General features: G+C 45.3%; 11 protein-coding genes. 1 reads left to right on the top strand and 10 read right to left on the bottom strand.

All coding sequences use genetic code 11. From position 1 onward, the window contains the following. Positions 1-420: 420 nt before the first annotated feature. The 7 genes from rpmE to QT711_RS11905 all read right to left on the bottom strand — a co-directional run bounded on the left by rpmE (position 421) and on the right by QT711_RS11905 (position 7,524). Entirely contained in the window at positions 421-636 is a 216-nt protein-coding gene (gene rpmE, locus QT711_RS11875; protein ID WP_317944522.1) for a 50S ribosomal protein L31, read from the bottom strand. A 199-nt stretch (positions 637-835) separates the two neighbouring features. Continuing rightward, entirely contained in the window at positions 836-2,119 is a 1,284-nt protein-coding gene (gene rho, locus QT711_RS11880; protein WP_317944524.1) for a transcription termination factor Rho, read from the bottom strand. An 896-nt stretch (positions 2,120-3,015) separates the two neighbouring features. Then, positions 3,016-3,981 (bottom strand): class II fructose-bisphosphatase, encoded by a 966-nt coding sequence (glpX, locus tag QT711_RS11885; RefSeq protein ID WP_317944526.1) that lies wholly within the window; start codon positions 3,979-3,981, stop codon positions 3,016-3,018. Positions 3,982-4,126: 145 nt separating this feature from the next. Next, positions 4,127-5,404: a UDP-N-acetylglucosamine 1-carboxyvinyltransferase gene (locus tag QT711_RS11890; protein ID WP_317944528.1), complete on the bottom strand. Its 1,278-nt coding sequence runs from the start codon at positions 5,402-5,404 to the stop codon at positions 4,127-4,129. Positions 5,405-5,423: 19 nt separating this feature from the next. Continuing rightward, positions 5,424-6,071 carry a fructose-6-phosphate aldolase gene (gene fsa, locus QT711_RS11895; protein WP_317944530.1) on the bottom strand — a complete coding sequence of 216 codons (648 nt, stop codon included), beginning with the start codon at positions 6,069-6,071 and terminating at the stop codon, positions 5,424-5,426. Positions 6,072-6,167: 96 nt separating this feature from the next. Beyond that, complete coding sequence (locus QT711_RS11900; RefSeq protein ID WP_317944532.1) at positions 6,168-7,025, bottom strand: class II fructose-bisphosphate aldolase; 858 nt, start codon at positions 7,023-7,025, stop codon at positions 6,168-6,170. Positions 7,026-7,155: 130 nt separating this feature from the next. Then, on the bottom strand, positions 7,156-7,524 hold the full coding sequence (locus QT711_RS11905) for a response regulator (RefSeq protein ID WP_317944534.1): 369 nt from the start codon (positions 7,522-7,524) through the stop codon (positions 7,156-7,158). Between the two features lie 151 nt (positions 7,525-7,675). Here QT711_RS11905 and QT711_RS11910 point away from each other — a divergent pair, with 151 nt between their 5' ends. Beyond that, the gene (locus QT711_RS11910; RefSeq protein WP_317944536.1) at positions 7,676-8,218 is read left to right on the top strand and encodes a DUF2529 family protein; all 543 of its coding nucleotides are present in this window, start codon (positions 7,676-7,678) and stop codon (positions 8,216-8,218) included. Between the two features lie 579 nt (positions 8,219-8,797). On the opposite strand, the gene QT711_RS11915 is transcribed toward QT711_RS11910, so the two are convergent. The 3 genes from QT711_RS11915 to QT711_RS11925 form a co-directional block, all read right to left on the bottom strand. Further along, positions 8,798-10,411: a CTP synthase gene (locus tag QT711_RS11915; protein WP_317944538.1), complete on the bottom strand. Its 1,614-nt coding sequence runs from the start codon at positions 10,409-10,411 to the stop codon at positions 8,798-8,800. 170 nt (positions 10,412-10,581) lie between these two features. After that, positions 10,582-11,157 carry a DNA-directed RNA polymerase subunit delta gene (gene rpoE / locus QT711_RS11920; protein WP_317944540.1) on the bottom strand — a complete coding sequence of 192 codons (576 nt, stop codon included), beginning with the start codon at positions 11,155-11,157 and terminating at the stop codon, positions 10,582-10,584. Positions 11,158-11,223: 66 nt separating this feature from the next. Continuing rightward, on the bottom strand, positions 11,224-11,388 hold the full coding sequence (locus tag QT711_RS11925) for a hypothetical protein (protein WP_317944542.1): 165 nt from the start codon (positions 11,386-11,388) through the stop codon (positions 11,224-11,226). Positions 11,389-11,586: the final 198 nt, after the last annotated feature.

Here is an 11,586-nt window from a genome sequence, read left to right on the forward strand (position 1 = left end):
GGCCATGAGGTCAGCTTTATTAACAAGCTGGCCTAGCCTGCCAAGGCTAACATGTCCGCCACTCCATGTAAAATCAGCTAAATTGTTGGCTATTGTGTGTTACACATACTTCTTGACGGTACCAAGTTTTGCTGTGTTCTAACCAGTTATGCGGCGTTTGACGGAGTTTTGCCGTGTTCCAGCCAGTTATGCGGCGTTTGACGGAGTTTTGCTGCGTTCCAACGGATTATGCTCCGTTCAGGAAATTTTTCCGTCGTTTAACCGCCTAAAACAGTATGCAGCACCCGCGGTGATCGCTTATTGGAACGTATCCATCCCCATCGCGCCGAATGCCTTTGACACATCAAAAGCAATTCAGTATTATACAGTTTTTTTCCACATAAAAACCCACTGGCATGATACCAGCGGGTTGAATCAATCTTATTCTTGGCCTTCTTCTTTGAAGCCATATTTCTTGTTGAAGCGGTCGATACGTCCGTCCGCTGCAGCGAATTTTTGGCGTCCAGTGTAGAATGGGTGGCATTCTGAACAAACTTCTACGCGAATGTCCTCTTTAACAGAGCCTGTTTCGAATGTGTTACCACATGAACAAGTGACAGTTGCAAGTTTGTAATTTGGATGAATTCCTGCTCTCATCGGTCTCTCTCCTCTCGCCCTGAACCATCTGGAACAGAGTATGTTTTAAAGGTCTTGCATAAGACTGATGCCTTACACGGTCCGTATATGTCAACCGTATATGCAGCAAATTTATTGAAACCTTACTCAAATAGTATAGCAAATCTGCTTGGACGACGCAACTGTTTCCTCTTTTATTCAGAAAAGCATGTTTGCCTAATTACAACAAACCTTTGCCGTTCCGGTGCGCTTTCATTTCTTCATTCAACTTATCGAAGAACTCCTCATTCGACTTCGATTGGCGCAACTTTTTCAAGAAACGCTCTGCAAAATCGGATGCATCTGAGAACGTTTTACGGATCGCCCAAAGTTTTTCAAGTTGATTAGAAGGAATAAGCAGCTCTTCTTTACGTGTGCCCGAACGACGGATGTCGAGTGCCGGGAAGATACGACGCTCTGCCAGGCTCCGATCTAGATGCAACTCCATATTACCCGTTCCTTTGAATTCCTCATAAATGACTTCATCCATCCGCGAGCCCGTATCGATCAACGCTGTCGCCAGAATTGTCAAACTGCCGCCTTCTTCAAGGTTACGTGCAGCCCCGAAAAATCTCTTTGGACGGTGGAACGCCGCAGGGTCAATCCCGCCTGAAAGTGTCCGACCACTTGGTGGAATGACCAAGTTGTACGCACGCGCAAGACGCGTAATCGAGTCCATAAGAATGACGACGTCCCGTTTATGTTCAACGAGGCGCATCGCTCGCTCCAAAACGAGTTCCGCAACTTTCACGTGATTTTCCGGCACTTCATCAAAAGTCGAACTCACAACGTCCGCCTTTACAGACCGTTCAATGTCCGTCACCTCTTCCGGTCGTTCATCGATCAGGAGAACGATCAGTTCAGCTTCGGGATGGTTTGTTGTAATCGCGTTCGCAATTTCTTTCAACAGCATTGTTTTCCCCGCTTTTGGAGGTGCCACAATCAAGCCACGTTGTCCGAAACCTACAGGCGAAACAAGGTCCATGATCCGCGTAGATAGTTTTGAAGGAATCGTTTCCAAATTGATGTGCCGCTCTGGATAAAGTGGTGTCAACGCCGGGAAGTGAACGCGTTCACGGGCAACTTCGGGATTTTCTCCATTGACCGCTTCCACTTGCAATAACCCATAATATCGTTCGTTTTCTTTCGGCGGGCGCACTTTTCCAGTTACCTTGTCCCCGTTACGCAAGTCAAAACGTCTAATTTGCGATGCAGAAATATAAATATCCTCTGAACTCGGTGAGTAGTTGATGGGGCGTAAAAAGCCATACCCTTCCGACTGGATGATTTCTAAAATCCCTTCCATGAAAAAGAAACCTTCTTGTTCTGCTCTTGATTTTAGGATGGCAAAAATGAGTTCTTTTTTCGTAAGTTTACTGTAATACGTAATCTTGTATTCCTTTGCTAGCTCGTATAACTCTTTAAGAGTCATATTTTCCAAACTGGCGATTGTTAATATCGACATATTCCGTTATGCACCACTCTTTAGTAAATTTAGTTTTTTGAGGTCTTATCGAGTATCGGGTAGGTGAAGCTCACTAGAAGTGTGTCCGGGGATTACCGGACGATGAGGCAAGCTAGTATTGTTTTGTGTATAGTGTTTCGTTGTTTGTAAGATTTCATACGTTTCGTTACTATATTATCATTTCGGGAAGAATATAAGTAGTTATTTTTTAGAGGGCATCCGTTTGGAATGCCCTCCTTTATTATGTTGGATCGTCGCGGCTAAACGCCGCCCTCCGCTTTTGTTATCATCCAGCTGCGGGCGCTAGACTCTCGGGGTCATAAGCCCGCTTCGCTGTACGGCAAAGGGCGCCGTTTCGCGAATCCGTCTTATGCCTGTCGAGTCTGAGCAAGCGCCCTCCGCTTTTGTTATCATCCAGCTGCGGGCGGCAGGCTCTCGGGTCGCTTCAGAATTGAAATAAAGGCAAAGTGCGCCTTTTTTCAATTCTTCCGACGTACACGATGTACTAGTGCCGACGTTGCCACAGGACGTGGCGCACTTAGTCGGCCAGCGCCTGTCGAGCCTAAACGCCGCCCTCCGCTTTTGTTAGCATCCAGCTGCGGGCGCTAGCTGCTCGGGTCATAAGTCAGCTCTGCTGCATGGCAAAGAGCGCCATTTCGCATTTCTGTCTTATGCCTGAGGCCGGCACGATGCCGGTCATGCAGTCGTTGCCACAGGACGTGGCGCACTTAGACTGCAAACCTCTGTCTGAGCAAGCGCCCTCCGCTTTAGTTATCATCCAGCTGCGGGCGCTAGACTCTCGGGGTCATAAGCCCGCTTCGCTGTACGGCAAAGGGCGCCGTTTCGCGAATCCGTCTTATGCCTGTCGAGTCTGAGCAAGCGCCCTCCGCTTTAGTTTAGTCTTCCATTACCAGGTTCGGTTTTTTCTTGAGGCTGTGGCGGCCTTCTACGAATCGGATGGTGCCGGATTTGGAGCGCATGACGAGTGAGTGGGTTTCACTGTAGCCGCCTTTTAGTTGGACGCCGCGGAGGAGTTCTCCGTCGGTTACGCCGGTTGCAGCGAAGATGGCGTCGTCGCCTTTGACGAGGTCGTCCATGTATAGGATTTTGTTGACGTCGATGCCCATTTTTTCGCATCGCGCACGTTCTTCATCGTTTGATGGAACGAGACGTCCTTGGATTTCGCCGCCTAGGCATTTGAGTCCAACCGCTGCGATAACGCCTTCAGGAGCACCACCGAGGCCGAAGAGGATATCTACGCCCGTATTGTCGAATGCTGTGTTAATTGCAGCTGCAACGTCTCCATCATTGATGAGCTTGATGCGTGCGCCTGCTGCTCGTATTTCTTCAATAATTTTTCCATGACGTTCACGGTTGAGGACAGTTGCCACAACTTCATCAATCGATTTGTTTTTCGCTTTGGCTACGGCATGCAGATTTTCGGTGACAGAAGCGTCGATGCTAATCTTTCCTACCGCTTCAGGACCTACTGCGATTTTGTCCATGTACATGTCTGGTGCGTTGAGCAAGTTGCCTTTGTCCGCAATCGCGATAACTGCGAGTGCATTCCAGCCACCTGAAGCAACGATGTTCGTTCCTTCAAGCGGATCGACTGCAACGTCAACTGCCGGACCATGTCCTGTCCCTAATTCTTCACCGATATATAGCATCGGTGCTTCATCCATTTCGCCTTCACCAATAACGACGACTCCTTGCATCGGAATCGTATCAAACACAGTACGCATCGCTGTCGTCGCGGCGTCATCCGCTTCGTTTTTCAAACCGCGTCCCATCCAGCGTGATGCCGAGATAGCTGCTGCTTCTGTTACACGTACCAATTCCATCGATAAACTGCGTTCCATTATGATTGTTCCTCCCGTTATACGCTTTACAACTACAAGCTAAATAATTTGTCATTGTTCAGTATAGCATATTGTGAACGTGCCGTTTTTTGTCAATTCGCCAAGTTTTCAGCTGTTCATTCACACGAAAAACTCGACATGTTCTTTATTCGGTAATGACGGCATTTTCGGCAACGGTTTCTTTGCGAATATCCGCTCCAATGCCACGAAGCTTTTCGATAATCGAACTATAGCCTCGTTCGATGTGTACAATTTCCTGAATTTCCGTTTCCCCTTTAGCAATCAACCCTGCGATGACAAGTGCTGCGCCTGCTCGTAAATCGGAAGCACGGACGGTTGCCCCTTCCAATGGGGTTGGTCCGCTCAATAACACCGATTGGCCTTCCACTTTCCCGTCGGCATTCATTCTACGTAATTCGTCGATTTGTTTAAAACGGGCTGAATAGATGGTGTCGGAAATGACGGAAGAACCTTCTGCCTGTGTCAGTAAAACGGAGAATGGTTGCTGAAGATCGGTCGGAAACCCTGGATAGACAAGCGTTTTCACATCGACTGCCTGTAATTTATTCGCCTTCGGAATGAAGATCTGTTCTTCGCGCTCTTCAACAGTAACACCCATTTCACGAAGTTTTGCGGTCAATGCTTCGACGTGGAATGGAATGACATTATCGATTGTAATGCCGTCACCCGCAGCAGCTGCCATGATCATGAACGTTCCTGCTTCGATACGGTCCGGTATAATCGTATGTTTTGTACCGTGAAGCTTCTCCACGCCTTCGATTCGGATGACATTCGTCCCTGCGCCTTTAATGTTTGCGCCCATATTCGTTAAGAGCGTTGCCACATCAATGATTTCAGGTTCTTTTGCCGCATTCTCGATAATGGTGCGTCCTTTGGCAAGTACAGCTGCAAGCATAATATTGATCGTCGCGCCTACACTAACGACATCCAAATAGATTTTAGCTCCACGAAGTTCGTCGGCACGTAAATAGATGGCACCGTGCTCGTTTGTCACTTTTGCCCCTAACGCTTCAAACCCTTTAATATGTTGGTCAATCGGACGAGGACCTAAATGACAGCCACCTGGTAACCCGATTGCCGCATGTTTGAAACGGCCTAACATCGCACCCATTAAATAATACGATGCTCTCAGCTTTTTCACTTTACCGTTAGGAAGTGGCATTGCAATCATTTCAGTTGGGTCGATCGTCATGTTCCCATTTTGGAAATCCACTTTACCGCCAATGTCTTCAAGGAGTGCTTGAAGGGTGAAGACGTCCGAGATTTCAGGAAGTCCATCAATTGTTACGGGAGAATCTGCCAAGATGGATGCCGGGATTAAAGCGACGGCGCTATTTTTTGCACCGCTCACTTTGATAGTTCCTTGTAAAGGGTTACCGCCTTTAATTTTATAAACGTCCATGTCAGTCTCCTTTAATGAATCACTTGTTCTTTCTTGCTTCCCAGTCTGCGAGGAATTGTTGGATACCTTTGTCTGTCAACGGGTGATTGAACAATTGCTTGAGCACGTTGAAAGGAGTTGTTGCAATGTGCGCTCCAGCTAATGCTGAATCTGTAATATGTTGCGGGCTACGGATGGACGCTGCAATAATTTGTGTATCGATGTCATGGATTGTGAAGATGTCCGCAATCGTGCTAATTAGTTGGATACCTTCTTGACCGATATCATCTAATCTGCCGAGGAATGGAGAGACATACGTTGCGCCAGCGCGTGCAGCAAGCAATGCTTGGTTCGCACTGAAAATGAGTGTAACGTTCGTTTTAATGCCCTCTTGCGCGAAAACTGAACACGCTTTTAAACCTTCCGGTGTCATTGGGAGTTTCACTGTAATATTTGGGGCGATTTTTGCTAGCTCTCGACCTTCTTTAATCATACCTTCTGCGTCTAACGCAATAACTTCTGCACTGACAGAACCGGGTACGAGTGCAGTAATTTCACGTAGTCTGTCGTGGAATGAAATATTCTCTTTCGCTACTAAAGATGGGTTCGTTGTAACACCTGATAGAATTCCCCAACTATGTGCTTCTTTTATTTCCTCAAAGTTTGCTGTATCAATAAAAAATTTCATTTTTAACTTCCTCCTTCATGAATGGAAAGAAGGAGAATGCACCGATGATTCGATGCCTCTCCTCTTTTCGGACAACGTTTCTGTTCGAAAAAGCGATTATGCTTTACCTGAGCTACCAAATTCACGCATTTTGCCAATGACTGTCTTTTTAATTGCTTCGCGCATTGGTGTCAAATACTTGCGTGGATCGTATACGTTCGGATCTGCGTTCAATGTTTCACGAACCGCTTTCGTTCCTTCGATTTGATTTTCTGTGTTGACGTTGATTTTTGCTGTTCCTAATGAGATGGAACGTTGGATATCTTTCGTTGGAATCCCTGTTCCGCCGTGAAGAACGAGTGGAAGGTCAGACTGACTAGAGATGATCTCCATCTCTTCAAACCCTAAGTTCGGCTCGCCTTTGTAAGGGCCATGAACGGATCCAAGTGCAGGTGCTAAGCAATCAATGCCTGTGTTGTCGACAAGTTCTTTACACTCTGCAGGATCTGCGTAAATGACGCCTTCTGCGACAACATCGTCTTCTTGTCCACCGACAACGCCTAATTCCGCTTCTACAGAAACACCTTTTGCATGTGCATATTCCACAACTTTTTTTGTAATTTCAATGTTTTCTGCGAGTGGTTTGGATGAAGCGTCAATCATGACAGACGTGAATCCTGCGTCAATCGCTTCTTTACATTTTTCAAAACTTGATCCGTGGTCAAGGTGAATGGCTACCGGCACGGTAATTTTATAATCATGCATGAGTCCTTTTACCATGTTGACGACAGTTGTGAAACCGCCCATATAACGACCTGCACCTTCAGAGACACCAAGAATGACAGGTGAATTTTCTTCTTGCGCAGCTTGTAAAATCGCTTGCGTATATTCTAAATTATTTAAGTTAAATTGCCCGATTGCATATCCTTCTTGCTTACCTTTAATCATCATTTCTTTCATTGAAACAAGTGCCATGAAAAAATCCTCCTCTGGATTGTTGAGATGAATTGATTTATCACTATGTTATTTACCTCTTTTATCATAACAAAAACAGACAGTATTTACTACTGTCTGGCTGTCCGTCAAGCATATTCACATTTTCATGCTAACGAGTTGTTTTGTTAATTGTTTCGAGGACAGCATCGCGCACTTCATAAATGTTGAAGGGTTTCGTAAAGTACCTGATTGCTCCATGCTCCATTGCGTCTTTCGTTAAATCGATTTCACCATATGCCGTCATCATGATTACAGGAATCTCCGGCCAGTCTTTTTTTATACGTTTTAGCACTTCTACCCCATCGATGCCCGGCATTTTCATGTCCAGCAAAACACAATCCGGTTGTACTTCTGCTACCGATTGCATTGCTTCGGCACCATTCGCGGCCAACCTCGTTGCAAACCCTTCTTTTGTGAAGACTTCATTCAATAGAAGACGTATTCCGGTTTGGTCGTCTACAATTAGCAAGGTCTTCAATTGGCCCACCCCTTTTTATTAAAATAACTTATAAAGATTGAATTCAACATAAATTGATGATATCCTTCTTTTTTCTCTCGTTATTGTAAGATAACTTCCAAGATTTTAGTTTACACCGTCTAATTTGGTTTTATTTTCGATAAAAATTATAATGAATGACGAGGTGATTGAACAGATGAAAATATTGACGACACAAACCGGCGGACTTCTACAACGGGCTGGTTCAAATAATGAAGAAGCTATTGAAGAAACTGCACGTTTATTGGCGCAGGCTACAATTGGACAAGGTCGAGTCATTTTTGCAGGTTTTGATGAAATGCAAGGCGTCGCATTGAATGCCGCTCATGGCGCAGAGCCATTTAAAGGGGCAATTCCATATGAACAAGGAATGGACATTCAATCTGCAGATCGGATTTGGCTATTTGCGCGATCCGCTGCGGATGAACGTGCACTGCAATTGGCTAGAGAGCTCGCTGACCAATTCATTCCATTCGCTGTTGTTGCGGGTGAAAAGGCAGTTGAAGGGAATGAATTGGCGGAGTTGGCGTATACGTATATGGCTACTGGATTAGTGAAAGGAATTTTGCCGGCGGATGATGGATCAAGAATCGTCCAGCCCCATTTGCTCGTTGCTTTGTTTTTGTATGAAGCGGTGAAGATGGCGTATGATGAGATGATTTTTGAAGAGGATTGAGTAGGTTAATGCGGTGTTTGGAGGAGTTATGCGGTGTTCGCGTGATTTATGCGGAGTTTTGAGGAGTTATGCGGCATTCGCGTGATTTATGCGGAGTTTTGAGGAGTTATGCGGCGTTTCGAGAAGTTATGCCGCTTCCGGAAGATGTTTGCCGCGTTTCGAGAAGTTATGCCGTGTTCGGACGAAGTTTGCCGCGTTTTGAGAAGTTATGCGGCGAACGGAAGAGTTATGCCGCGTTTTGAGACGTTATGCCGTGTTCGGAAGTAGTTTGCCGCGTTTCGAGGAGTCATGCGGCGAACGGGTGACTTTTGCGGCATTGTGATCCGCGGGAGAGATTCTGTAAGGGAATGCGCTTGTCGCGCTGAATGCCTTTGACACATTAACGGTTTTGTTATCTTGCAATAATATGCTGAAGGAATGTCTTGTGTTCAGATGATGGATGTTCCTTTGGATTGAGTTATACTTATCTATCCTAGTTTTACTGCATTTTTGAAGATAAAAGACTTGATGAAAAAACAGGATTGATGTAAGAAAAAAACGGCACCGCCCTCACATTTGTTGGGCGGTGCCGTTTCTGTTTTACGCTTTTTGTGCTTCGAGTGATGCGCGAATGAATTCGCGGATTAGCGGTTGTGGGCGCGTTGGGCGTGACGAGAATTGTGGTTGGAATTGCGTGCCCATGAAGAATGGATGATCGTTCAATTCGATGATTTCCACAAGGTGTCCGTCTGGGCTTTCGCCTGCTACGACCATGCCTGCGCTCTCGAAACGCTCACGGAAAATGTTATTAAATTCAAAACGGTGGCGGTGGCGCTCGTACACAAGCTCATCGTTATAAGCTGCTTGTGCTTTCGTGCCTTCGATCAACTTACATGGGTGAGCACCTAGGCGCATATCGCCACTTGGTTGATCAACGCCGGCATGCGTTTCGAAATCATGATTGTTTTCAATGATTTGGTTTTCCGTTTCGCTGTCGAATTCAACAGAGTGCGCGTCTTGAATGCCAAGGACGTTACGTGCGAATTCCACAGCTGCTAGTTGCATACCAAGACCGATTCCGAAGAATGGAATGTTGTTTGTACGTGCATAACGCACTGCTTCCATTTTCCCTTCGATTCCGCGATCGCCAAATCCGCCTGGAACGAAGATTCCGTCTGCATCTTTTAAGGTTGCTTCAACATTTTCGCTCGTCACTTCTTCTGAATTAATCCAATCGAATTCGATATCCGTATCAAATTCGTACCCTGCATGGCGGAACGCTTCGACTGCAGAGATGTAAGCATCTTGCAATTCTACGTATTTCCCAACAAGCGCAATTTTTACTTTACGAGTTAAATGGCTTACACGGTTAACAAGTTCTTGGATTTCCGTTAAGTCTGCTTCTTTCGTTTCAAGTCCTAGGAAATCCACTACAATCTTGTCCATGTTTTGTGCATGCAAGCGAATCGGCACTTCGTATAATGTTTCTACGTCAAGCGCTTCAATGACTTCTTCCGGCTTGATGTTACAGAACAATGCAATTTTGTCTTTCATTTCTTGCGGAACTGGATATTCGCTTCGAACGACAATCATGTTCGGTTGAATGCCAAGGCTACGTAATTCTTTCACACTATGTTGTGTCGGTTTTGTTTTCATTTCCCCTGCAGCATGAAGGTATGGGATGAGCGTATTGTGGATGTACATGACATCATTTCTGCCAAGGTCTGTTTTCATTTGACGGATTGCTTCGAGGTACGGTAGGGATTCGATATCACCAACACTACCGCCGATTTCCGTAATGACGACATCTGCATTTGTTTCTTGGCCCGCACGTTTGATGAGGCTTTTGATTTCATTCGTAATGTGTGGGATAACTTGAACAGTTGCCCCTTTATAGTCGCCGCGGCGCTCTTTTCTTAACACGGAGGAATATACTTTCCCCATCGTGACGTTGGAGTATTTGTTACATTTAATGTCGATGAATCGCTCGTAGTGACCGATATCGAGGTCTGTTTCAGCACCGTCTTCCGTCACGAATACTTCACCGTGTTGGTAAGGACTCATCATACGTGGATCAAGGTTAATGTACGGGTCAAACTTTTGGTTCGTTACTTGGAGGCCTCTACTTTTTAATAGTCTGCCGAGTGATGCGGCATTGATGCCTTTCCCTAAAGATGAAACAACTCCGCCTGTTACAAAGATATATTTTGTCATGTGTAGCTCCTCCTTTTTGTTAGGGGTCGATCATGTAAATGAAAATCAAAAAAAGCGCTCCACTGTAGTCTATCTACAAGAGGAGCGCTTATACACGGATTCATGTGTCCTTTTTCAAGGAGCCCAAACAGTATCTTAAATCCTTGGACGCTCGAAGTCAAGTGGAAATGTTAAAGAATGTCTTCTTCCTCTTCTTCATCTTCCTCATCTTCGTCTTCATCATCTATATCCAGTTCATCGTCAGGTACGATTTCAAGCCCGTCTTCATCATCTTCGACAAGGTCTTCGTCGATTTCAAGGATGTCTTCTTCCTCGTCGTCTTCTTCATCCTCATCGTCATCAAGTTCGTCAAATTCTTCGTCGAACAACTCATCTTCATCAAGGAGTTCTTCTTCTTCTTCTTCTTCTTCCTCTTCGTCATCGTCATCGTAAGCCTTTTTCTTTTTCTTCTTACGAACTTTAACGACAGGAGCCGTTTCTTCCTCGATCTGGTCAACCGGGTACCATTCACGTAGTCCCCAACGGTTGTCATGAATCGCAAGGAATCTTCCATCGATATTCATATCTGTGTAAAATTGCAGAAGCTTGTCCTGTATTTGTTGTTCTGTCATGCCTGTCAGCTCGCGAATTTCAGCTAGTAATTGCTCGAGCGTCAAAGCTTCATGTCTGTCTGTTAATATGGCATAAGCGATGTCAATCATTGATTCTTCAAGGAGTTCTTCCTTCGTCAATTCATTAAGTTTCATCATACGCACATCCTTTCTCTGAACAAAAGCATACTTATCATTATATACAATGAAGTGCCTATTATGCTACCATCTTTTACTCTTCTTGACACGTTGAAATTCTTTGATGCTCAGATACCCGAGGTAAACGGATGCTAGCATGAAGGGAATTGCCCCTAAACCTGCGCCATACAGGAAAAACACGAGGGCGAGAAGCACTGCAATAATTAAAATATGGTGATACAGCTTCATCTCCCCACCCCTTTTTCGTCATTATGTCCATTATACGTTTGACCAACCATTAAAATCCACTCGCAACACGCTAGTTTGGCGTGATTTTTTTTCGGTACGTTGGAGTTCAGTTTACCTTTGACCTAACTACGTGCGTCAGTTGTTCAAGTACCCTCTCTAACTTCCTTGAAACGTGTACCAACCTTTTCATACAAAAAC

It is taken from the genome of Sporosarcina saromensis, assembly GCF_033253735.1.
Lineage (GTDB): Bacteria > Bacillota > Bacilli > Bacillales_A > Planococcaceae > Sporosarcina > Sporosarcina saromensis.

Excerpts from the sequence above, each read along its gene's own strand:
- rpmE (WP_317944522.1), bottom strand. The coding sequence starts at position 636 with ATGAGAGCAGGAATTCATCCAAATTACAAACTTGCAACTGTCACTTGT.
- rho (WP_317944524.1), bottom strand. The coding sequence starts at position 2,119 with ATGTCGATATTAACAATCGCCAGTTTGGAAAATATGACTCTTAAAGAG.
- glpX (WP_317944526.1), bottom strand. The coding sequence starts at position 3,981 with ATGGAACGCAGTTTATCGATGGAATTGGTACGTGTAACAGAAGCAGCA.
- QT711_RS11890 (WP_317944528.1), bottom strand. The coding sequence starts at position 5,404 with ATGGACGTTTATAAAATTAAAGGCGGTAACCCTTTACAAGGAACTATC.
- fsa (WP_317944530.1), bottom strand. The coding sequence starts at position 6,071 with ATGAAATTTTTTATTGATACAGCAAACTTTGAGGAAATAAAAGAAGCA.
- QT711_RS11900 (WP_317944532.1), bottom strand. The coding sequence starts at position 7,025 with ATGGCACTTGTTTCAATGAAAGAAATGATGATTAAAGGTAAGCAAGAA.
- QT711_RS11910 (WP_317944536.1), top strand. The coding sequence starts at position 7,676 with ATGAATGACGAGGTGATTGAACAGATGAAAATATTGACGACACAAACC.
- QT711_RS11915 (WP_317944538.1), bottom strand. The coding sequence starts at position 10,411 with ATGACAAAATATATCTTTGTAACAGGCGGAGTTGTTTCATCTTTAGGG.
- rpoE (WP_317944540.1), bottom strand. The coding sequence starts at position 11,157 with ATGAAACTTAATGAATTGACGAAGGAAGAACTCCTTGAAGAATCAATG.
- QT711_RS11925 (WP_317944542.1), bottom strand. The coding sequence starts at position 11,388 with ATGAAGCTGTATCACCATATTTTAATTATTGCAGTGCTTCTCGCCCTC.